The 21,171-nt window shown below is 71.2% G+C and carries 19 protein-coding genes; 11 read left to right on the top strand and 8 right to left on the bottom strand.

Annotation, left to right across the window (positions count from 1 at the left end; all coding sequences use genetic code 11):
- Positions 1–94 precede the first annotated feature (94 nt).
- Together ACLJPY_RS25110 and ACLJPY_RS25105 are read left to right on the top strand one after the other, a co-directional pair.
- Positions 95–3,004 carry a ribonucleoside-diphosphate reductase subunit alpha gene (locus ACLJPY_RS25110; protein WP_410591983.1) on the top strand — a complete coding sequence of 970 codons (2,910 nt, stop codon included), beginning with the start codon at positions 95–97 and terminating at the stop codon, positions 3,002–3,004.
- A gap of 16 nt (positions 3,005–3,020) precedes the next feature.
- The gene (locus tag ACLJPY_RS25105) at positions 3,021–4,094 is read left to right on the top strand and encodes a ribonucleotide-diphosphate reductase subunit beta (protein WP_363998036.1); all 1,074 of its coding nucleotides are present in this window, start codon (positions 3,021–3,023) and stop codon (positions 4,092–4,094) included.
- Positions 4,095–4,142: 48 nt separating this feature from the next.
- On the opposite strand, the gene ACLJPY_RS25100 is transcribed toward ACLJPY_RS25105, so the two are convergent.
- Together ACLJPY_RS25100 and ACLJPY_RS25095 are read right to left on the bottom strand one after the other, a co-directional pair.
- The gene (locus ACLJPY_RS25100; protein WP_410591982.1) at positions 4,143–4,592 is read right to left on the bottom strand and encodes an NUDIX hydrolase; all 450 of its coding nucleotides are present in this window, start codon (positions 4,590–4,592) and stop codon (positions 4,143–4,145) included.
- A gap of 17 nt (positions 4,593–4,609) precedes the next feature.
- Positions 4,610–5,014 carry a pyridoxamine 5'-phosphate oxidase family protein gene (locus ACLJPY_RS25095; RefSeq protein WP_410591981.1) on the bottom strand — a complete coding sequence of 135 codons (405 nt, stop codon included), beginning with the start codon at positions 5,012–5,014 and terminating at the stop codon, positions 4,610–4,612.
- 82 nt (positions 5,015–5,096) lie between these two features.
- Between ACLJPY_RS25095 and ACLJPY_RS25090 the strand changes: the two genes are divergently transcribed.
- The 3 genes from ACLJPY_RS25090 to ACLJPY_RS25080 all read left to right on the top strand — a co-directional run bounded on the left by ACLJPY_RS25090 (position 5,097) and on the right by ACLJPY_RS25080 (position 9,605).
- Entirely contained in the window at positions 5,097–6,071 is a 975-nt protein-coding gene (locus ACLJPY_RS25090) for an AraC family transcriptional regulator (RefSeq protein WP_410591979.1), read from the top strand.
- A gap of 18 nt (positions 6,072–6,089) precedes the next feature.
- On the top strand, positions 6,090–7,550 hold the full coding sequence (locus ACLJPY_RS25085) for a cytochrome P450 (RefSeq protein WP_410591978.1): 1,461 nt from the start codon (positions 6,090–6,092) through the stop codon (positions 7,548–7,550).
- Positions 7,551–7,787: 237 nt separating this feature from the next.
- Positions 7,788–9,605, top strand: coding sequence for a diguanylate cyclase domain-containing protein (locus tag ACLJPY_RS25080; RefSeq protein ID WP_410592466.1), 1,818 nt, complete (start codon positions 7,788–7,790; stop codon positions 9,603–9,605).
- A gap of 357 nt (positions 9,606–9,962) precedes the next feature.
- On the opposite strand, the gene ACLJPY_RS25075 is transcribed toward ACLJPY_RS25080, so the two are convergent.
- Together ACLJPY_RS25075 and ACLJPY_RS25070 are read right to left on the bottom strand one after the other, a co-directional pair.
- Positions 9,963–10,139, bottom strand: a complete 177-nt coding sequence (locus ACLJPY_RS25075; RefSeq protein WP_410591977.1) for a hypothetical protein — start codon at positions 10,137–10,139, stop codon at positions 9,963–9,965.
- A 673-nt stretch (positions 10,140–10,812) separates the two neighbouring features.
- Entirely contained in the window at positions 10,813–11,541 is a 729-nt protein-coding gene (locus tag ACLJPY_RS25070; protein ID WP_410591976.1) for an SIS domain-containing protein, read from the bottom strand.
- Between the two features lie 115 nt (positions 11,542–11,656).
- Here ACLJPY_RS25070 and ACLJPY_RS25065 point away from each other — a divergent pair, with 115 nt between their 5' ends.
- The 4 genes from ACLJPY_RS25065 to ACLJPY_RS25050 all read left to right on the top strand — a co-directional run bounded on the left by ACLJPY_RS25065 (position 11,657) and on the right by ACLJPY_RS25050 (position 15,593).
- Positions 11,657–12,349 (top strand): alpha/beta hydrolase, encoded by a 693-nt coding sequence (locus ACLJPY_RS25065; RefSeq protein WP_410591974.1) that lies wholly within the window; start codon positions 11,657–11,659, stop codon positions 12,347–12,349.
- Between the two features lie 95 nt (positions 12,350–12,444).
- Complete coding sequence (locus tag ACLJPY_RS25060; protein ID WP_410591972.1) at positions 12,445–13,698, top strand: class I SAM-dependent methyltransferase; 1,254 nt, start codon at positions 12,445–12,447, stop codon at positions 13,696–13,698.
- A 96-nt stretch (positions 13,699–13,794) separates the two neighbouring features.
- Positions 13,795–15,000, top strand: a complete 1,206-nt coding sequence (locus tag ACLJPY_RS25055; RefSeq protein ID WP_410591971.1) for an LCP family protein — start codon at positions 13,795–13,797, stop codon at positions 14,998–15,000.
- Between the two features lie 38 nt (positions 15,001–15,038).
- The gene (locus tag ACLJPY_RS25050; RefSeq protein ID WP_410591969.1) at positions 15,039–15,593 is read left to right on the top strand and encodes a GNAT family N-acetyltransferase; all 555 of its coding nucleotides are present in this window, start codon (positions 15,039–15,041) and stop codon (positions 15,591–15,593) included.
- On the opposite strand, the gene ACLJPY_RS25045 is transcribed toward ACLJPY_RS25050, so the two are convergent.
- The 3 genes from ACLJPY_RS25045 to ACLJPY_RS25035 all read right to left on the bottom strand — a co-directional run bounded on the left by ACLJPY_RS25045 (position 15,559) and on the right by ACLJPY_RS25035 (position 18,534).
- Positions 15,559–16,020, bottom strand: coding sequence for a peroxiredoxin (locus tag ACLJPY_RS25045; RefSeq protein WP_410591968.1), 462 nt, complete (start codon positions 16,018–16,020; stop codon positions 15,559–15,561). The two genes, ACLJPY_RS25050 and ACLJPY_RS25045, sit on opposite strands and share 35 nt — an antisense overlap.
- Before the next feature lie 112 nt (positions 16,021–16,132).
- Positions 16,133–18,004 carry an ABC transporter ATP-binding protein gene (locus ACLJPY_RS25040; protein ID WP_410591966.1) on the bottom strand — a complete coding sequence of 624 codons (1,872 nt, stop codon included), beginning with the start codon at positions 18,002–18,004 and terminating at the stop codon, positions 16,133–16,135.
- Positions 18,005–18,102: 98 nt separating this feature from the next.
- Positions 18,103–18,534, bottom strand: coding sequence for a MarR family winged helix-turn-helix transcriptional regulator (locus ACLJPY_RS25035; protein ID WP_410591965.1), 432 nt, complete (start codon positions 18,532–18,534; stop codon positions 18,103–18,105).
- Between the two features lie 71 nt (positions 18,535–18,605).
- Here ACLJPY_RS25035 and ACLJPY_RS25030 point away from each other — a divergent pair, with 71 nt between their 5' ends.
- Both ACLJPY_RS25030 and ACLJPY_RS25025 read left to right on the top strand, forming a co-directional pair.
- Positions 18,606–19,460: an LLM class flavin-dependent oxidoreductase gene (locus ACLJPY_RS25030; RefSeq protein ID WP_410591963.1), complete on the top strand. Its 855-nt coding sequence runs from the start codon at positions 18,606–18,608 to the stop codon at positions 19,458–19,460.
- Positions 19,461–19,493: 33 nt separating this feature from the next.
- Positions 19,494–20,849 carry a glycosyltransferase 87 family protein gene (locus ACLJPY_RS25025; protein WP_410591961.1) on the top strand — a complete coding sequence of 452 codons (1,356 nt, stop codon included), beginning with the start codon at positions 19,494–19,496 and terminating at the stop codon, positions 20,847–20,849.
- Here ACLJPY_RS25025 and ACLJPY_RS25020 read toward each other — a convergent pair.
- Complete coding sequence (locus tag ACLJPY_RS25020; RefSeq protein ID WP_003071237.1) at positions 20,836–21,045, bottom strand: helix-turn-helix domain-containing protein; 210 nt, start codon at positions 21,043–21,045, stop codon at positions 20,836–20,838. The two genes, ACLJPY_RS25025 and ACLJPY_RS25020, sit on opposite strands and share 14 nt — an antisense overlap.
- Positions 21,046–21,171: the final 126 nt, after the last annotated feature.

Here is a 21,171-nt window from a genome sequence, read left to right as displayed (position 1 = left end):
GCGGAGGGTCGCCGGGCAGCTTTGGAGAAACCGCAGCGCACGGCCTCATGCGGCCGTGTGGCGATCGAACGCGCCCGAAAACTTGGAGACACGCATGTCAGTCGATACCGGTCAGCGGCCCTCCGCTGCCGACGCACCCACCGCGATCCGGGTCATCCGGCGGGACGGCAGCGTGTCGCCGTTCGACGCCGGGAAGATCTCGGTCGCGCTGACCAAGGCGTTCCTCGCGGTCGAGGGCGGCGACGCCGCCGCGTCCTCCCGCGTGCACCACGTCGTCGCCGAGCTGACCGAGCAGGTCGAGGCGTCCCTGCTCCGCCACGCCGGCCCCGAGACGGCCCTGCACATCGAGCAGATCCAGGACCTGGTCGAACTCGCGCTGATGCGCGGCGAGCACCACAAGGTCGCCCGTGCCTACGTCCTCTACCGCGAGGAGCGCGCGAAGGCCCGCGAGGCCGCGAAGCCGGCCGCCACCGAGGTCGCGCTGAACGTCAAGGGCACCGACGGCGTCCTGCGCCCGCTCGACTGGGCCCGCGTGTCCCACGTCGTGGGCGAGGCCGTCGCCGGCCTCGACGACGTCACGGCCGAGCCGGTGCTGGCCGAGACCAAGCGCAACCTCTACGACGGCATCAGCGCCGACGAGCTGGCCCTGGCCCAGATCATGGCCGCCCGCGTGCTCGTCGAGCAGGAGCCGAACTACTCCTACGTCTCCGCCCGCCTGCTGCTGGACAAGCTGCGCGGCGAGGCACTGAGCTACCTGGCCAAGCAGCCGCGTCAGGCCAGCCAGGACGAGATGGCGGCCGAGTACCCGGCGTACTTCCGCGCCTACCTGCGCCGCGCGATCGAGCTGGAGCTGGTCGATCCGGAGCTGCAGCGCTTCGACCTCGGCAAGATCACCGAGGCGATCCGCCCCGAGCGGGACCTCGACTTCGGCTTCCTCGGCCTGCAGACGCTGTACGACCGGTACTTCCAGCACCACGACGGCACCCGCTTCGAGCTGCCGCAGGCGTTCTTCATGCGCGTCGCCATGGGTCTCGCGATCCGGGAAGACGACCGCGAAGCCCGCGCGATCGAGTTCTACGAGCTGCTGTCGAGCTTCCACTTCATGGCGTCCACCCCGACGCTGTTCAACTCGGGCACCACGCGCCCGCAGCTGTCGTCGTGCTTCCTGACCACGGTGGACGACGACCTGGACTCGATCTTCCAGGCGTACAAGAACAACGCGCTGCTGGCCAAGTACTCGGGCGGCCTCGGCAACGACTGGACGCCGGTCCGCGGCCTCGGCGCGCACATCAAGGGCACCAACGGCCAGTCGCAGGGTGTCGTGCCGTTCCTCAAGATCGCCAACGACACCGCCGTCGCGGTCAACCAGGGCGGCAAGCGCAAGGGCGCGGCCTGCGCGTACCTCGAGACGTGGCACGTCGACATCGAAGAGTTCCTCGACCTGCGCAAGAACACCGGTGACGACCGCCGCCGCACCCACGACATGAACACCGCGAACTGGGTGCCGGACGAGTTCCTCCGCCGCGTCGAGGCCGACGCGCAGTGGACGCTGTTCTCGCCGAACGAGACGCCGGACCTGCACGACCTGTACGGCAACGAGTTCGCGCAGCGCTACCGCGAGTACGAGGCCGCCGCCGACCGCGGCGAGATCAAGGTGTTCCGCCGGATCCGCGCGGTCGACCTGTGGCGCCGCATGCTGACCATGCTGTTCGAGACCGGCCACCCGTGGATCACCTTCAAGGACCCGTGCAACCTGCGCTCGCCGCAGCAGCACGTCGGCGTGGTGCACTCGTCCAACCTGTGCACCGAAATCACGCTGAACACCAACAGCGAAGAGGTCGCGGTCTGCAACCTCGGCTCGGTGAACCTGCTCAAGCACGTCACGCCCGAAGGCCTGGACACCGCGCGGCTCGAGAAGACCGTGCGCACCGCCGTCCGCATGCTGGACAACGTGATCGACATCAACTTCTACACGATCCCGGAGGCGCGCCGCTCCAACCTGCGCCACCGCCCGGTCGGGCTGGGGCTGATGGGCTTCCAGGACGCGCTGTTCGAGCTCGGCCTGCCGCTGTCGTCGGAAGCCGCCGTGCAGTTCGCCGACACGAGCATGGAGCACATCTCCTACTACGCGATCTCGGCGTCGACCGACCTCGCCGAGGAGCGCGGCCAGTACCAGTCGTTCGAGGGTTCGCTGTGGAGCAAGGGCATCCTGCCGATCGACTCGATGCAGCTGCTCATCGACGCGCGCCAGGGTGACAACCTCGACGTCGACACCTCGGCCACGTTGGACTGGGCGCCGCTGCGCGAGCGGGTCAAGACCGTCGGCATGCGCAACTCCAACGTGATGGCGATCGCGCCGACCGCGACGATCTCGAACATCTGCGGCGTCGGCCAGTCGATCGAGCCGCTGTTCCAGAACCTGTACGTCAAGTCGAACATGTCCGGCGACTTCACCGTGGTGAACCCGCACCTGGTCCGCTCGCTCAAGGCGCGCGGGCTGTGGGACGAGGTCATGGTCAGCGACCTGAAGTACTTCGACGGCAGCCTCGGCCAGATCGACCGCGTCCCGGACGACCTCAAGGCGCTGTACGCGACGGCGTTCGAGATCGAGTCGAAGTGGCTGGTGGACGCGGGTTCGCGGCGCCAGAAGTGGATCGACCAGGCGCAGTCGCTGAACCTCTACATCGCGGCGCCGAGCGGCCGCAAGCTCGACCAGCTCTACCGCTACGCGTGGCACAAGGGCCTCAAGACCACGTACTACCTGCGGGCGCAGTCCGCGACGCACGTGGAGAAGAGCACCCTGCGCGGCACCGACGGCAAGCTGAACGCCGTCTCGGCCACCCCGGCTCCGGCCGCGGCTGCCCCGGCCCCCGCGCCGACGCCTGCCCCGGCCCCTTCGCCTGCGCCCGCGCCTTCGCCCAAGCCCGAGCCGGACGTCGACTTCGTCGCCACCGAAGGCGCCGCCTGCCGCATCGACGACCCCGACTGCGAAGCCTGCCAGTAAAGGAATCCCTGCACAGATGACCAACGTGGAGACGACGGACGCGACCGGCCTCGGGGAGATCGAGGTCGGCGCCGCCCGGATCAACGTCGACGACAAGCGCATGATCAACGCGCGCGCCGACGTCAACCAGCTGCTGCCCATGAAGTACAAGTGGGCGTGGGAGAAGTACCTGGCCGGCTGCAACAACCACTGGATGCCGACCGAGGTCGCCATGCAGGCGGACATCGCGCTGTGGAAGTCGCCGGACGGCCTCACCGAGGACGAGCGGCAGATGCTCAAGCGCAACCTGGGCTTCTTCGCGACCGCGGAGTCCTTGGTGGCCAACAACATCGTGCTCGCGGTGTACCGGCAGATCACCAACCCCGAGTGCCGCCAGTACCTGCTGCGCCAGGCGTTCGAGGAGGCCGTGCACACGCACACCTTCCAGTACATCTGCGAGAGCCTCGGCCTGGTCGAGGGCGAGCTGTTCAACATGTACCGCGAGGTCCCGTCCATTTCGGACAAGGACGCGTGGGCGCTGAAGTACACGCAGAACCTGGAGAACCCCGACTTCGAGACCGGCACGCCGGAGGCCGACCAGGCGTTCCTGCGTGACCTGGTGGCGTTCTACGTGATCTTCGAGGGCATGTGGTTCTACACCGGCTTCGCGCAGATCCTGTCGCTGGGCCGCCGGAACAAGATGGTCGGCATCGCCGAGCAGTACCAGTACATCCTGCGTGACGAGTCGATCCACCTGAACTTCGGCATCGACTGCATCAACCAGATCAAGATCGAGAACCCGCACCTGTGGACCGAGGAGTTCCAGGCCGAGGTGCGCGGGATGCTGAAGGAAGCGTGCGAGCTCGAGGTCAAGTACGCCCGCGACACGATGCCGCGCGGCATGCTCGGGCTCTCGGCGCAGCTGTGCGAGCAGTACATGCACTTCATCACCGACCGCCGCGCGCAGCAGATCGGGCTGGCGCCGATCTTCGGCGAGACGGAGAACCCGTTCCCGTGGATGTCGGAGGCGATGGACCTGAAGAAGGAGAAGAACTTCTTCGAGACCCGCGTGATCGAGTACCAGTCGGGCGGCGCCCTCGACTGGGACTGACGTCCCGGTGAAGCCGGCCCCGCCCTGGTCCGCCAGGGCGGGGCCGGTTCACGTCCGCACGGCGATTTCCGCGTCGAGCGGGCTCATGTCCGGCTCGACGGGCTCGCGCGGCGACCACCACCGGAACCCGAGTCCCTCCTCGCTCAGGGTGAGCCGGGGCGCGGCCGCGAGGTCGGTCCGGTAGACGGCGAGCAGCTCGCGCCGCGCGGGCCGGAGGAGCTCGAACTCGGCCACGGCGGCGAAGGTCGGCGCCACCCCGCGGATGCCGGTTTCCTCGGCGAGCTCGCGGACGGCGGTCTCGCGGGCCGTTTCGCCGGCTTCGGCCATCCCGCCGGGGAGCTCCCACTGCCGCCGGCGCCGGTCGAACACCATCAGAACGGCCCCGGCGTGGACGACCACGACCACCGAGGCGGGCACCGGCGGCAACTCGCTTTCGGCGACGCGGCGCACGGCGAGCAGCACGGTGCCCGCCGGGTCCCGCAGCGGGAGCTCGGCCATCCCGGCATCCTCCCGGGTCAGTAGGCGTAGCGGCGCACGGTTTCCGGGTGGATCACCAGGCGCAGCAGCTCGGACTTCAGGATCGCCTCGAGTTCGGCGGCGCGAGCCGGGTCGTCGAGGTCCCAGTACCGGGGCGCCAGGCGCGCGGCGAGGTCCTGGGCGCCGTCCGGTTCCACCGAAACCCGGCCCGCCACCGAAACCCACCGTTCGCGCTCCCCCACCGGGGCCGCGACCACGAGCGACGCCCGCGGGTCGCGGCGGGCGCCCCGGACCTTGAGCGCGTCCGCTTCGGAGAAGAGCTGGATCAGGCCGTCGCCGGTGGTCTCGAACCACACCGGGCGGGGTTCGCCGCCGGCCACGGTCAGGAAGCCGTGCAGGGGACGCCGGAGGAACTCGATGTCGTCGGGAGTCAGCGCGTTCATGAGTTCCAGTGAACCGCAGCGGCTCGGACGATCCCATGGGTGAAACGCCGGAATCCCTGTCCGTTCGTCTAACCTCGCGAGGGTGGACGACCTCTTTCGCGGTGTACGGGCCCACGGGGCGCTGTTCGGCAGCTCGGTGCTCACGCCGCCCTTCTCCCTGCACTTCGTCGACGGCGCCCCGCTGACCCTGTGCACCGCGCTCTCCGGCGGCGGCTGGATCGTGCCCGAACACGGCGAACCCGAACGCCTCGACGCCTACGACACCGTCGTCGTGCGCGGGCCGGGGACCTTCACCTTCGTCGACGAGCTCGGCACCCGCGCCGAACCCGTCGCCTGCGGTGAGTACTGCGCCGCTCCCGAACTCGGCGGGACGCGGTACCGGCGCGGCTGGCGCGACGACGGCGACGGCCCGACCACCCTGATCGTCGGCGCCTACCCGGCCGGCGGCGAGGTCAGCCGGCCGCTGCTGGACGCGCTTCCGCCGGTTCTGCGCGTCGACGGCGGCGGCACCGGGGACCCCGTCCTCGACCACCTCGCCGCCGAAGTCGCCGTCGACGCCCCGGGGCAGCAGGTGGTCCTCGACCGGCTGCTCGACTGGATGCTCGTCTGCACCCTGCGCGCGTGGTTCGACCGCCCTGGCGGCGAACCCCCGGCGTGGTGGACCGCCCAGCGCGACCCGGTGGCCGGCCCGGCGCTGCGCCTGCTGCACGACGACCCCGCCGCGCCGTGGACGGTCGCCACCCTGGCCGAGCGGGCCGGAGTCGCGCGCTCGACGCTGGCCAAGCGGTTCGCCGAGCTGGTCGGCGAACCGCCGCTGACGTACCTGACCCGCCGCCGGATGGCCCTCGCCGCGGACCTGCTGGCCGACCGGCCGTCGGCGACCGTCTCGGAAGTGGCCCGCCGCGTCGGGTACGCCGACGCCTTCGGCTTCAGCGCCGCCTTCAAGCGGGTCCGGGGCGTCACACCGAGCGAGTACCGGCGGAGGCCGGGACCACCCGAAAAGACGGCCGACGAGGTGTTGTCAGACCGTCAACAAGAGGGCATCGTGAAGGGGTAGTCCGATCTCGACGGGGAGATGGTCAGATTGCCGGGCACCGTGAGCCGAGCCGCCGAAGCCCTGCGTGAACGCGTGCCGGCGCTGACCGCGCTTCCCCTTCCGGCCAAGGTCGACCAGCGGTGGCTGCGGTCGCGGTGGCCGGTCGAGGAGCTCGCCACGCCGCCCGCCGGGAGCGGCCTCAAGCCGGTGCTCGGCGACGAAGGGCCGCCGGTGGTCGGGCACATGCTCGAGATGATGCGGTTCGGCCCCGCGTTCGGCCTGCGCCGCCACGAGCTCTACGGCCCGGTGTCGTGGACCGGCGGGTTCGGCCGCCGGATCGTCGCGCTGTCCGGCCCCGAAGCCACGCAGATCGCGCTCGTCAACAAGGACAAGGCGTTCTCCCAGGAGGGCTGGAAGTTCTTCATCGAGAAGTTCTTCGAGCGCGGCCTGATGCTGATGGACTTCGGCGAGCACCACCTGCACCGCCGGATCATGCAGGAGGCCTTCACGCGCCCGCGGCTGGCCGGCTACGTCGGCGAGATGGGACCCGCGCTGCGCGAAGGCGTCGCGAGCTGGGGTGCGACCGAGCGGCCGCGGCTGTACTGGTCGCTCAAGCAGCTGACCCTCGACGTCGCCACCCGCGTGTTCATGGGGATGCCCAGCGGCGCCGACGCGGCCCGGATCAACCGCGCGTTCGTCAGCTGCGTGCGGGCCGGCACCGCCTTCGTGCGCTTCCCGGTGCCGGGCGGGCGCTGGTCGGCCGGGCTGCACGGCCGGAAGGTGCTCGAGCGCTACTTCGGCGAAACCCTGCCCGCCAAACGGGGTTCGGGCGGCGACGACCTGTTCGCCGCGCTCTGCCAGGCGACCACCGAGGACGGCGACCGGTTCTCCGACACCGACATCGTCAACCACATGATCTTCCTGATGATGGCCGCGCACGACACGACCACCATCACCAGCAGCGCCATGGCCTACTACCTGGCGAAACACCCGGAGTGGCAGGAACGGGCCCGCGCGGAGTCACTGGCGCTGGGCGACGACGTCCTCGACATCGACGCCGTCGAAAAGCTCGAAACCCTCGACCTCGTGATGAAGGAGGCACTGCGGCTCGTCGCGCCCGTGCCGTCGCTGACCCGGCAGACCGTCAAGGACACCGAAGTGCTCGGCCACTACATCCCGGCGGGCACGCTGGTCGGCGTCTCGCCCACGGTCAACCACTTCGCGCCGGAGTGCTGGACGAACCCCTTCGCCTTCGAACCGGAACGCTTCGCCGAGCCGCGGCGCGAGGACAAGTCGCACCGGATGGCGTGGCTGCCGTTCGGCGGCGGCGCGCACAAGTGCATCGGGTTGCACTTCGGCGGTCTCGAGGTGAAGTTGCTGATGCACGAACTGCTGCGGGCCTACCGCTGGTCGGTTCCGGAGAGTTACACCGCGCGCTGGGACTACGTCTCGCTGCCGGTGCCCGCGGACGGTTTGCCGGTGCACCTGACCCGTCGCTGACCCGGTCACCGTCCACCGATGCATACACTAGGTAACGAAAAGTTACCGGTTGTGGAGATTCGTTCACTCGTTCAGCCGGTAGACACCCCGTGACCCGCATGATGGCGTGGCATCGATCGTGGGTGACGGCTGCCTGGTGCGGCTTCCCGATCCCCGACACCGTGTCCGACCTGGCCATACCTGTGCGTGAAGAGGTGGAGTGTGCCTGAACCCGGTGCCGCGTCCGGACTACTGGACGTGGCGCGCCGGTGGGCGGCGACGTTGGCCGACACCAAAGGAGTAACGCTTCCCCCGGAGGAGCTCGAAGCGCTCCTGCTGGAGGTCGCGAACGACGCGGTCGACCAAGCCGGCTCGCAGCACGACGGCGCCCTGCTGCGGTTCACCGCGCTGTACGCCGCGTCGCCGATGGGGATCGCGCTCGCCGACCCCGACGGCGCCATCGTGGAGGCGAACCTCGCCCTCGGCCAGCTGCTCGGCTGCTCGCCGGAACGGTTGCGGGGCAAGCACATCACCGAACTCGGGTCGACCGAGCACGACGTCTCGCGCCTCGAAGCCGGCCTGGAGCAGGTGCGCCACGGGCGCGACCGCTACCAGGAGCGGATGCTGCTCGACCACACCGAGGACGGGCAGCTCTGGACCGACGTGACGCTCGCCCGGCTGCCCGGCGACCGCCCCGGCTCGGTGTACCCGGTGCTGATGGTGTCGGACGCGAACGAGCTGCACCTGCTGCGGGAACGGCTGCTGCACCAGAACGTGCACGACCCGCTGACCGGGCTGCCCAACGCGTCGTCGTTCACCACCAAGCTGGAGGCCGCGCTCGGCGCCGGCGCGCGCGACGACATCGCGCTGGTCTACCTCGACGTCGACGGCTTCAAGGTGGTCAACGACGGCCTCGGCGCCGGCGTCGGCGACCAGGTGCTGCGCGGGGTCGCGAACAAGCTGTCGGCGGTGTTCACCGGCCGCCACGACGGGTTCGTCGCGCGGCTGTCCGGCGACGGCTTCGCGGTGCTGCTGCGCGGCGAGCTGACGGCGGCCGAGGTCGTCCGGCTGGTCGAGCGCGCCCTGGAGGACCTCAACGAGCCGATCTACCTGGGCGGCCACGGCATCGGCGTCAGCGCGAGCGCGGGCATCGTCGTGCGCGCGGCGGTCGAGGGCGGCGCGGCGGAACTACTGCGGGCGGCGGAGATCGCGCTGCACCGGGCCAAGGAGGCCGGCAAGGCGCAGTGGATGCTGTTCGACCCGGAGGCCGACGCCCGCGACCGCGGCCGCTACCAGCTGGGCGCGGTGATCGCGGGCGCGCTGGAGAACGGCGAGTTCTCGCTCGTCTACCAGCCCACGGTGAAGCTGTCCCGGCCGGACGAGCTCGCCGCCGTCAACGCCGGGCTGCGCTGGAACCACCCGGAGAAGGGCGAGCTCGACTCCGAGGAGTTCTACCCGCTGGCCCAGACGACGGGCATGACGGTGCCACTGGGCCGCTGGCTGCTCGCCGAGTCACTGGCGGCCACGGCCCGCTGGCGCACGCACCTGGGCGACGCGGCCCCGGACGTCTGCGTCCGGCTGCCGACCCGGCTGGCGATCGACCCGGACCTGGTGCTGCTGGTGAAGGAGCAGCTGGACAAGCACGAGCTCCCGGCGCGGGCCCTGCGGCTGTGCACGGACCGCGCCTCGATGCTCGACCCGCGCGGCGAGGTCCTGGATTCCTTCGCGGTGCTGGCCGACCTGGGCGCGCAGCTGGTGCTGACGATCTCGGGGTCGGCGGACCTGGAGCTGATCCCCCAGCACCGCCTCCCGATCCGGCACGTGATCCTGTCGGGCCCGGTGGTCGACGCGCTGGACACCGACGAGCCGGCCGAGCCCGACCTGCGCCACCTGACGCAGCTGATCACCCGCGCCCGCGAGCTGCACCTGCGGGTGGGCGCGGAAGGCGTCCGCACGCACGAGCAGGCGGCCCGGCTGCGCCAGCTGGGCGTGCTCGCCGCGCGCGGCCCGTTCGTGGCGGACTCGGCCACGGGCGACGAGGTCGACGAGATGATCGCCCGCCACCCGCCGAAGTGAGCCTGAGCGCCCCGATGAGGCTTCCCCGCCGAGTCCGTGGTTCGTGGTGGGTGCGGACGAGGGCGGCTTGGACGACCCCGCCGACGATGCCCGGGTCGCGGGCGGCGGAGAGGTTGTTGCGGGCGCCGGGCAGGGGCTGGTGAAGTCCAGAGCGGGAACCCGTCGGTCGCTGGTCAGGAACTGGGTCTTACCGCCGAATGGCGCTCATGGCGGCGAGCCGGGGCAAAGCATCCAGCGGCCCTAGCCGGTAACGGCGCTCCAGCAACGTTACAAAGTAGGCGTTACTGAGCGATGCGGTACGCTCCGGTCGTTGTAAAGCGATGGGGCGGACGCCCGGTTCGGACACCCGCCCCCTGCCTAGCGACCCAAGAGCCTGGAAACTTCGTGGATCGTGGCAGCCAGCACCGCGAGGAGCTGGATCACCCAGATGAGGACGTGGCGCCGGTCGGGGTTCTTCTCCCCGCCGGGGTCACGGTCCGGTGGTTCACTGCCGGACGCGTCGTCGCCGTCTTCACCTTTCTGACGGTCACTCACCCGTTCTCCTTCCTCTCACGGAGGTCGGTCCCGACCCCCTCCCCGAGGGGCGGGAGCGGCAACAACGGGCGCTGAGTGACACCGTGCGCTAGCGTAGCCTGCCCGATCTTCGTTCGAAGATATGGGGCCCTGCAAAGGAAATACGTCAACTCATGTGGACGTGAGGGCCGCGAAGACCGGATCAACGAGGCTGAGCCGCCGCCTGCGGTGGAGATCGTGCCACCGCAGTGGGTGACGGAGACGGGGCGCGGGATCTGGGACCGGCTGGCGCCGAGCCTGACCACCCACGGGACCACGCCGAGAACCCGCGACTTCCGGTGTGCGGCTGGTCCTTCGACGGACGTGCCCGCCGCCGGCGCGGCGACCACCTCTGCCAACAGCGCCGGCACCGTCGAGAAGGTACCCCTGGGCCAGGGCGGGCCGGCGCCTGCTCAAGACGCCGGGCAAGGAGTCCTCTACTCCGAGCCGCTGGCCAAGACGGACTCGGCAGACGAGGTCCAGATCTACCGAGAGATCGGGCTGGAATACACCTCTGCCCCCGCTGGCGACGCTTGCCGATCGGCGAGCACGAACCGAAATCAAGGTGTCCACTGAGCAGAAACTCGAGCGACCGTGCGGCTGACCGACGCATCGGAGCGGGTCCGGCAGGAGGTTCCGGACCCGCCGGACCCGACTACCGCAGGCGGGGAACGCGGGGGCCGTACTTCTCGAGCAAAGCCGTGTTCGCCTCGTCGCCACCCTCCACATTGGAGCTCCGCCAGAGCGGGACGTCGAGACCTTCGGCCGTGCCGCGGTCGTAGACCTCGGCCAGCACGAGGTTCCACAGGAACGCGGTGACCACAGTGGACAGCGGGCCGGTGCGCGGGGCGTCCGGCGGGTAGCTCGCGTCGCCGGGGACGACCAGCGAGTCCAGCACCACCGTGCCCTGCTCGACCAGCGTGCTCGACGACCGCCGCGGCGCCGCGGCCACGCACGCCCGCGACGTCACCGCGATCACCGCCGCGCCCCGCTCGCGCGCCTCGATGCACAGCTCGACGGGGTACGGGTTGACGCCGGACGTCGAGAACACCACCAGCACGTCGTCCGGCCCCGGTGCGCGCTCGGCCAGCACCTCCGCCGCCAGGCCGCTGCGCCGCTCGGTCTGCGTGCTGGGCACCGCGCCGTGCAGCGGCAGCAGGTCCGGGTGGTACAGCGGGTAGACGCAGGCCAGCCCGCCGGCCCGGTAGAACGTCTCGGCCACCGCGGCCAGCGAGTGCCCGGCGCCCGCGGTGTAGACCAGTGCGTCGGCCCGGATCACCCCCAGCACCAGGTCCGCCGCGGCCCGCACCGCTTCGGCGTTGGCCTGCTCGACGTTCGCCAGCTGCTCGGCGATGCTGCCTGCGATGTCCGTGGCGCTCACCACACCCACCCTTCCGTCGGGGATCGGCCGCCGAATCTACCGTGCGGACCACTTCGCACGGTGGAATAGCCGGGTGGGAGCCGAGGTTGACCCGGGAGCGGGGAACAGGAGGACGTGGGTGGGCGAAGCAGATCCGGCGGTGTCGGTGTGGCCTGCGCGCGGGCGCACGCGCGCCGTGGTGCTCGTGCTGCACGGCGGCGCGGAGCGGGGCACCGGGCGGGTGCCGCCCTGGAAACTCGCCTACCTGCGGATGGTGCCGATCGCGCGCGCCCTGCACCGGGCCGGCCACAAGGACGGCGTCGAGGTGCGGCTGGTGCGCAACCGCCGGTACGGCTGGAACGCCCCCGCCGAAGACCCGATCGAGGACGCCCGCTGGGCCCTGGACCGCATCCACGCCGACCACCCCGGCCTGCCGGTCGTGCTCGTCGGTCACTCGATGGGCGGACGGGTGGCGCTGCGCGTCGCCGACGACCCGGCCGTGCGCGGGGTCTGCGCGCTGGCGCCGTGGACGCCGCGGGGCGAGCCGGTCGACGCCGTCAGCGGCCGCTCGGTGCTCATCGTGCACGGCACCCGCGACCGGATGACGAGCCCGGCGGAGTCGCACGCCTTCGCCGAACGGGCCGCGCAGGTCGCCGCCCGCATCGCCCGCTTCGAGATCGCCGACGAAGGCCACGCCATGCTGCGCCGGGCCCGCGTCTGGACCCGGCTGACGGTGGCCTTCACCCGGGACGTGCTCGCCGGGGACGACGGCGGGGCGCTGCGCGGCGCGTGGGCCGAGACCGGCCCCGGCCGGCTGCGGATACCGGTGTGAAAGCGCCCCGAACAGGGCATTCGGCGAAGCGCGCCGCGGGGGTGCGGCGACTAGGATCGATCACCGGCGAACCTGGCCGGCCGGAGGGAGTACCCGTGACCACTTCGAGCGCTGACCGGGCGTCGGCCCGGACCGTCCCCGACGGGACCCGGTGGCCGGGCCTGGCCACCCCGCCGCACTCCGCGGTCCGCGCGCGAATCGCCGCCGCACTCTTCCGCCGCGCCGTCCGCCCGCTCGACGTGCGGGTGACCTTCCCGGACGGCACCGTGCTCGGCGCCGGCGGCCCGGATGCACCCGAAATGCGGATCCTGCGGCCCGCGGCCTTCTTCCACCGCCTCGGCGTCGACGCGAAGATCGGCTTCGGCGAGTCCTACATGGCCGGTGACTGGACCGCCTCGGACCTGGCCGACGTGCTGACCCCGTTCGCGGAGCGGATGGCCACCCTCGTCCCGCCGGCGCTGCAGAAGTTCCGCCGGCTGGCCGAGCGGACGCAGCCGCCGTCCGAAGAGAACACTCTCGAAGGCGCGCGGGCGAACATCCACCGGCACTACGACCTGTCCAACGACCTCTTCGCCACCTTTCTCGACGAGTCGATGACCTACTCCTCCGCGCTGTTCGCGCCCGAGGACGACGTCACCGCCGCGCAGCACCGCAAGATCGACAGCGTGCTGGACTACGCCGGCGTCCGCCGCGGCAGCGAGGTCCTCGAAATCGGCACCGGATGGGGTGAACTCGCCATCCGCGCGGCCGGCCGCGGCGCGCACGTGACGTCACTGACCATTTCCGAAGAGCAGCGCGCGCTGGCCACCGAACGCATCGCGGCGGCCGGGTTCGCCGACCGCGTCGAAGTGAAGCTGTGCGACTACCGGGAGTCGAGCGGCCGGTACGACGCCGTGGTCAGCGTCGAGATGATCGAGGCCGTCGGCGCGTCCTACTGGCCGGAGTTCTACCGGGTGATCGGCGAGCGGCTGCGTCCCGGCGGCCGGTTCGGCCTGCAGGCCATCACCATGGACCACGACCGGATGCTGGCGGCCTCGCGCGCCTACGGCTGGATCCACAAGTACATCTTCCCGGGCGGCCTCATCCCGTCGGTGCGGTCGATCGAGGAGGGCGTCAAGGCGAACACCCGGCTCAAGCTGGCCGGGATGCGCGAGTTCGGCCAGGACTACGCGCGCACGCTACGGTGGTGGCGCGAGCGGTTCCTGCAGCGCTGGGCCGACATCGCCGGGTTCGGGTTCGACGACGTCTTCCGCCGGATGTGGGAGTTCTACCTGGCCTACTCCGAGGCCGGGTTCCGGTCCGGGTACCTCAAGGTCCACCAGTTCGGCTACGAGGCGACCGGCCGGTAACTCCCCGCGGCAACCCGACCCCGGTGCCGCACGTCCTCCCATCGAGGACGTGCGGTGTACTGACGGCGACAGATTTGTCCGGATCGGGATTGGGTGATGGTGATGACGTACCGTGGCGACGACGGCGGGCGCCGGATGCCGCCGCCCCGGCCGCCTGCCGGCCGCTCCCGTGACCACCAGCGCGCGCAGATGATGCCGCTGCCCGGGCGGGGCCGCAGCCCGTACGACGAGCGCACCCGCCCGATGGGCACCCGCGAGCCGGAGTACGCCCCGCCCCCGCCGCCGCGGCAGGACCCGCCCCGCCGTCCGGTCGACGACTACCCGCCGTCCCGGCCGCCGCGCCGGCGCCGCTGGAGCATCGGCAAGGTCCTGGGCGCGCTGGTGCTCGTGTTCGTCGTGTTCCTCGCCGGCATCTGGGTCTACCTCGAGTTCTCGATCAAGCGCGTCGACGCGCTGGCCGACTACTCCGGCCGCCCGGTGGCGGCGTCCGGCACCAACTGGCTGATCGTCGGCTCGGACAGCCGTGAAGGCCTGACCGAGGCGGACGAAGAGCGGCTCGCCACCGGCGACGTCGCCGCGGCCGGCGGCGGGCAGCGCACCGACACGATCATGGTCGCGCACCTGCCGGACAACAGCACCAAGCCGACGCTGCTGTCGCTGCCGCGCGACTCGCAGGTGTCGATCCCCGGGCACGGCAAGAACAAGATCAACGCGGCGTTCTCGCTCGGCGGCCCGAAGCTGCTCGCGCAGACCGTCGAAGGCGCGACCGGCCTGCACATCGACCACTACGCGGAAATCGGCTTCGGCGGGTTCGCCAAGATCGTCGACGCGATCGGCGGCGTCGACATGTGCATCGACAAGGACATGGACGACACCATGACCGGGATCAGCATCAAGGCGGGCTGCCAGTCGCTGGACGGCCGGTCGGCGCTGGGCTTCGTCCGGATGCGCCACAGCTCGGCGACCCCGCGCTCGGACCTCGACCGCGTCGCCAACCAGCGCAAGTTCATCGGCGCACTGGTCAGCCAGATCGCCAGCCCCGGCACGCTGCTCAACCCGTTCGACTTCTTCCCGCTGCTGTCCTCGGCCCCGGACGCGCTGACCATGGACTCGGGCGACCACGTGCACAACCTGGCCGGCCTGGCGATCGCGATGCGCGGGATCTCCTCCGGCGGCGTGGTGACGACGACCGTGCCGGTGACCAGCGGCTCGGCGGAGAACTGGGACAAGGCCAAGTCGAAGCAGCTGTTCGACGCGCTGAAGACCGACGCCGAGGTGCCCGACAGCGTCATCGTGAATTAGTTCGCGTCCGACGTCCCGGCCGGGGCACCATGAGGTGCATGGAAACCCCGGCCGAGACCTACCGCGAAGACGGCTTCACGCTGGCCCGCTGGCAGCTGGCCGACGAGCCGGAGCTGACGGCGACGGTCAACGGGTCCCTCGAGCACATCGGCGCGTGGATGATCTGGGCGACCGGCGGCTACACGGCCGAAGACAGCGCGGAATTCCTGCGCACCACCCGGCGGGCCTGGGCGAGCGGCGAAACGCACGACTTCGCGATCCGCGTGGACGGCGCGATCGCCGGGGCGGTCGGCATCATGGCACGCGAGGGCGGCGTCGAAATCGGCTACTGGCTCGCGCGCGAGTTCGTCGGCCGTGGCCTGGTCACCCGCGCGGTCCGGGTGCTGACGGCGGAGGCGTTCCGCCTGGGAGCCGGGTACGTCGAGATCAAGCACGACGAGCGGAACGTCCGAAGTGGAGCGGTGCCCGCGCGCCTGGGGTTCACGAAGGTGCGCACGGAACCGGCGGACAAGCCGCCGGCCCCGTCGTGCACGGGCACCAACCACGTGTGGCGGCTGGCTAGGACACCTTGTTCCGCTCCCGCAGCACCTTGAGCGCCTCGTCGGCGTGGACGGTGAAGTTCAGCTCGCTCTTGATCTTCGCGAGGACCTTCCGGTCTTCACCGATGACGAAGGTGGCCCGCTTGGTGTGCAGCGGCAGCAGCTTCCGCCAGACGCCGAACTGCCGGGCGACCGTACCCTCCACATCGGACAGCAGCGGGTAGTCGAAGCCGTTGGCGTCGGAGAAGGCCCGCTGCTTGGTGACGCCGTCCGGGCTGATGCCGACCCGGTGCGCGCCGACGGCCGCGAACTCGGCGGCGAGGTCGCGGAAGTGGCAGCTCTCGGCGGTGCAGCCCCCGGTCATCGCGGCCGGGTAGAAGAACAGGACCACGGGCCCGGTGGCCAGGAAGTCCGAGAGCGTCCGCTCCTGGCCCTGGTCGTCGGGCAGCGTGAAGTCGGGGGCGAGGTCTCCGGCGTCCATGGACGTCCCTTCTCGTCGGGTCAGAACCCATCTTGCCGGGTCTTCGGAGCGGCGGGGACACCGGCTTGGTCCGGACCCGCTGCCCTCCACGAGCCGCTCCCCGGCCCCGGGGTCACGCGATGGCGGGTTCCTGGTCGGCGAACTGGGTTGCGTGGAGGGTTGCGTAACGGCCGGCCGCGGCCAGGAGTTCTTCGTGGGTGCCGCGCTCGACGATCTCGCCGTGCTCCAGGACCAGGATCTGGTCGGCCGCGCGGACCGTCGACAACCGGTGGGCGATGACCAGGGCCGTGCGGCCCGCGAGGGCGTGCGTGAGGGCCTCGCCGACCGCGGCTTCGGATTCGGAGTCCAGGTGGGCGGTCGCCTCGTCGAGGATCACGACCTTGGGCTGGGCCAGCAGGAGACGCGCGATCGTGAGCCGCTGGCGCTCGCCGCCGGAGAGGCGGTAGCCGCGCTCGCCGACCGTCGTGTCGAGGCCGTCGGGCAGTGCGTGGACCAGCTCGCCCAGCCGGGCCCGGTCGAGGGCTTCCCAGATCTCGTCGTCGGTGACGTCCGGGCGCGCGTACGCCAGGTTGGCGCGGATCGTGTCGTGGAAGAGGTGCCCGTCCTGCGTGACGACGCCGACCGTCTCCCGCAGCGAAGCGAAAGTCAGGTCCCGGACGTCCACATCGGACAGCCGCACCGAGCCGGAATCGACGTCGTAGAGCCGCGGCAGCAGCGACGCGATCGTCGACTTCCCCGCCCCCGACGACCCCACCAGCGCGACCATCTGCCCGGGCTCGGCCCGGAAGGAGATGCCGTGCAGCACTTCCTCGCCCCCGCGGTGGTCGAGCGTGGTGACGTCCTCCAGCGACGCCAGCGAGTACTTGTCCGCCGCCGGGTACCCGAACCGGACGTCGGAGAACTCGACCGAAACGCCGCCCGAGGATTCCAACGCACGCGCCGAAGGCTTCTCCTCGATCATCGGCTTGAGGTCCAGCACCTCGAAGACCCGCTCGAACGACACCAGCGCCGTCATGACGTCGACGCGGACGTTGGCCAGCGCGGTCAGCGGCGCGTAGAGCCGGGTCAGCAGCAGCGCCAGCGCGACGACGGTGCCCGGGGCCAGCGCCCCGGTCAGCGCCAGGTACCCGCCGAGGCCGTACACGAGCGCCTGCGCCAGCGCCGAAACCAGGGTCAGGCTGGTCATGAACCAGCGGGTCAGCATCGCGGTACGGACGCCGATGTCCCGCACGCGCCCGGCGCGCAGCCCGAAGTCGTCCGCTTCCTGCACCGGACGGCCGAACAGCTTCACCAGCGTCGCGCCCGGTGCGGAGAACCGCTCGGTCATCTGCGTGGTCATGCCGGCGTTGAGGTTCGCGGCCTCGCGCTGCAGCCCGGCCATCCGGCGGCCGAGCCGGCGCGCGGGGATGACGAAGATCGGCAGCAGCACCAGCGCGATCAGCGTGACCTGCCACGACAGCGTGAGCATGACGGCCAGCGACAGCGCCAGCTGGATGACGTTGGTGACCAGCCCCGACAGCGTCGCGGTGAACGTCCGCTGCGCGCCGATGACGTCGTTGTTGAGCCGCGAGACGAGCGCGCCGGTGCGGGTGCGCGTGAAGAAGGCGATCGGCATGCGCTGGACGTGCTCGAAGACCGCCCGCCGCAGGTCGTAGATGATGCCCTCGCCGATGCGCGCGGACTGCCACCGCTCGATCAGCCCGAACCCGGCGTCGGCGACGGCCAGCGCGGCGATCACCACGGCGAGCCAGACCACGATGGCGACGTCGTGGCCGCCGACGATCGCGTCGACCACCTTGCCCGCGAGCACCGGCGTCGTCACGGCCAGGACGGCCGAGACGACGGTGAGCACGAGGAAGGCCACCAGTCGCCGCCAGTGCGGCCGGGCGAAGCGCGCGACGCGCTTGAGCGTGCCGCGCGTGAGTGCCTTCGGCGCGTCGCCGGCGCGCATCGCCGAGCTCCACAGCCCCCACATGTTGTCCACGGGAAACCCCCAGTGTGTCAAACCTCTAGCTTAGCCGAGGTTTTCGCCGGATATGACCTGGGCAACGCCGTCGGTGCCCGTTTACTTCCCGATGCCGTTCACCCGCCGCGAACGACCTGGTGCAGGGCGGCGCGCAGCCGCTCGGCGTCCTCGGCGGAGAGAGGTTCCAGCAGCAGCGCCTCGGCCTGCCGTGTGACTTCCTCCCCCGCCTTGCGGACGCGCTCGCCTTCGGGCGTCAGCAGCACGAGGCGCTTGCGGCGGTCCCCGGGTGCGACCTCCCGCCGGACCAGTCCCTTGGCCTCCAGCTCGTCGACGAGCGCCACCATCGTCGTCCGGTCGACGCCGAGCCGGGCCGCGCCGTCCTGCTGCGACCGCGCGGGGCCGTCGCCGAAGAGGACGAGCAGCGCCAGCTGCCGCCCGGTGACGCCGAGCGGGACGTACAGCGGTTCGGCCAGCTCGGCGAGCCGCAGCTGCGCGTGCTTGAGCAGGTAGCCGAGCCGCTGCGTGACGGCGAGGGGCGCGCTGGACATGCGAGGACTCTACACCTACGCTGATCGTCAGTTTAACTGATGATTTATTCGACTGATGATCAGGAGTTCCCGTGACCACGATCGGTCTCAAGCCGCCGCAGCAGCACCTCGGCGTCACCGCGCTGCGCGAGATCTGGGCGATCGCCGACGACGCCGGTTTCGACGGCTGCTGGGTGTTCGACCACCTCGCCCCGATGGGCCCCGTCCGCACCGGCGACGTCTTCGACGGCTGGAGCCTGCTGGCCGCGATGGCCGAAGCGACGAAGCGGGTGCGGATCGGCTGCCTCGTCTCGGGCAACACCAACCGGCACCCCGGCACCTTCGCCAAGATCGCCGCGACCATCGACCACCTCTCCGGCGGCCGCCTCGACGTCGGCCTCGGCGCCGGCGGCGACACGATGACCGACACGATGATGGGCACGCCCACGCCGTCCGCGGCGGAACGCGTCGCCAGGCTGGCCGAGGCCTGCGAAATCCTCCGTCTGCTGTGGACCGAGCCGGTGACCTCGTACGAAGGCCGCCACTACACGCTGACCCGCGCCATCAGCGACCCGAAGCCCGTCCAGCGGCCGAAACCCCCGCTGTGGCTGGGCAGCAGCGGCGAGAAGCGCGGCCTGCGGGTCGTCGCCGAGCACGCCGACGTCTGGCTCAACGCGGCCTTGCCCGGCACGGAAATCGCCGAGCTGCAACGGCTTTCGCGCGTCTTGGACGCGCACTGCGCGGCGGTGGGCCGGCCTCCGGCGTCGATCCGCCGGGCCGTCCAGTTCCGGCTCCCGTCCGACGCGGATGTAGCCCTGCGTCTCACGCAGGGCTACGTCGACGCCGGGTTCACCGAGCTGGTCCTGATGCCCACCGGCGGCGAAGACGTCGTCGCGGCGTCCGAAGCGGCCGCGAAGCTGCTCCCCCGTCTGCGCGACGTCGGCTGAACCGGGCGGCGGGCTCCTCGGTAGCCTGGCGACGTGGGAACGGAGGTGGGCCAGGTGCCCGCATGGCGGCGCGCGGCCCGGCTCTTCACGGCGCCGTCACGCACTCAGGAGGCCGCCCCGCTGCGCTGGGACCTCGGGTTCTACCTGGCCTGCCTGGCTTTCGCGCTGCCGACGGCCCTGGTGTCCGAATTCTACGGTTACCGCGTCTGGGGCAACTTCGCGACGGCGGCGTACGCCTTCGGCGCGGGGCACAGCGGATACCTGCTGCTGTCCGCACGCCGCGGCCGTACGCCGCGTGGCGCACCCGGTTCACGCTGGTGCGGCATCGCCGCGGTCGCGCTGTTGGGGATGATCATCCCGTTGGCGCTCCTGGTGATCCGCCGCCTGACCGGAGTGGACTGGCTGATCACGCCGATCTCGTGGGCCGCCCAGCCCGAGGTCTGGGTGATCGAGCGGTCCGCGGACCTGCTGCTGCACCACGGAACGCCGTACGTCGACGTCACCGCGCTCGGTCGTGCGCCGGTGGTAAACGATTACACCCCCTACGGCCCGGTGATGGCGGTCTTCGGCCTGCCGCGGGCGCTGTTCGGCGGCACGCCGCTGACCGACGCGCTCACCGACGCCCGCTGGATGTTCGCGCTCGCCGCCTGCGCGTGCGTGCTGGGCACGCTGAAGCTGCTGAAGTGGCCCCGGGTACCGGTCGGTGCCGCGCAGCTCGCGCTGGCCTGCCCGCTCACCGCGCTCACCTGGGCCGTGGCCGGCCCGGACCTGGCCATCGTCGGCCTGCTGGTGCTCAGCTGCGCGCTCGCGGCCACCGGGCGCACCGCCTGGTCGGGCCTGGTGCTGGCCCTGGTCGTCAGCGCGAAGCTCATCGTGGCACCCGCGGCCGCGGTGCTGGCGGTGCTCGTGCTGGTGCGCCGCGGCGGCGGCCCCGACTGGGCGGCGCTGGGCCGGTTCGCGGCGGCGCTGCTGGCGACGACGGCCGCTCTGCACCTGCCGGTGTACCTGGTGGATCCGGCGGCGTTCACCGAGCACGTCATCCGGTTCCCGCTCGGGATGGGCGTCGTGCGATCGCCCGCGGCCAGCCCGCTGCCGGGCCACCTCATCGCCGAGACCGGTCCGGCCGGCCAGGTGGCGGCGTTCGTGCTCGTCGGCGCCGCGGCCGTGGCCATGGTGGTCTGGCTGGTGCGCCGGCCCCCCGCGAACGGCTCCGGCGCGCTGCTGCGCACCGCCGTCGGACTCGGCGCGTTGATCCTGCTCACCCCGGCCACCCGGTACGGCTACCTGGTGTACCCGCTGGTCCTGCTCGGGGCCCACCTCGCGTTCCGCGCGGCCGAAGTTCCCGCTGCGCCCCCCGCGCAGCAGTCCACGACTTCTACTTCTTCTTGACCCTGGTGGCCCCGCCGCGCCCCCGCAGCTGGACGCCGGACTCCGACAGCACCCGGTGGACGAACCCGTAGGACCGCCCCGTCGACTCCGCCAGTGCCCGGATGCTCGAGCCCTTCTCGTATTTCTTCTTCAGGTCAGCGGCCAGCTTGTCGCGCGTGTTGCCGGTGATCCGCGCGCCTTTCTTGAGATCAGCCACGTCGATCGCCTTCCCGCCGAGAGTGTTCTGGGCCACATATCAGCCCCTGCCGGGGCAATGATCGAACACTGAGCGCCGGATTGCCAGACGACAGCCGGGAAACAGCCGAAATTGCGATCACATTGG

Origin of the sequence: Amycolatopsis sp. lyj-23 (assembly GCF_046549135.1) — a bacterium.
Classification (GTDB): domain Bacteria; phylum Actinomycetota; class Actinomycetes; order Mycobacteriales; family Pseudonocardiaceae; genus Amycolatopsis.
This window is presented reverse-complemented; position numbering and strand designations above follow the sequence as displayed.

Coding starts and splice junctions, on each gene's coding strand:
- ACLJPY_RS25110 (WP_410591983.1), top strand. CDS start 95: ATGTCAGTCGATACCGGTCAGCGGCCCTCCGCTGCCGACGCACCCACC.
- ACLJPY_RS25105 (WP_363998036.1), top strand. CDS start 3,021: ATGACCAACGTGGAGACGACGGACGCGACCGGCCTCGGGGAGATCGAG.
- ACLJPY_RS25100 (WP_410591982.1), bottom strand. CDS start 4,592: ATGGCCGAGCTCCCGCTGCGGGACCCGGCGGGCACCGTGCTGCTCGCC.
- ACLJPY_RS25095 (WP_410591981.1), bottom strand. CDS start 5,014: ATGAACGCGCTGACTCCCGACGACATCGAGTTCCTCCGGCGTCCCCTG.
- ACLJPY_RS25085 (WP_410591978.1), top strand. CDS start 6,090: ATGGTCAGATTGCCGGGCACCGTGAGCCGAGCCGCCGAAGCCCTGCGT.
- ACLJPY_RS25055 (WP_410591971.1), top strand. CDS start 13,795: ATGGTGATGACGTACCGTGGCGACGACGGCGGGCGCCGGATGCCGCCG.
- ACLJPY_RS25050 (WP_410591969.1), top strand. CDS start 15,039: ATGGAAACCCCGGCCGAGACCTACCGCGAAGACGGCTTCACGCTGGCC.
- ACLJPY_RS25045 (WP_410591968.1), bottom strand. CDS start 16,020: ATGGACGCCGGAGACCTCGCCCCCGACTTCACGCTGCCCGACGACCAG.
- ACLJPY_RS25035 (WP_410591965.1), bottom strand. CDS start 18,534: ATGTCCAGCGCGCCCCTCGCCGTCACGCAGCGGCTCGGCTACCTGCTC.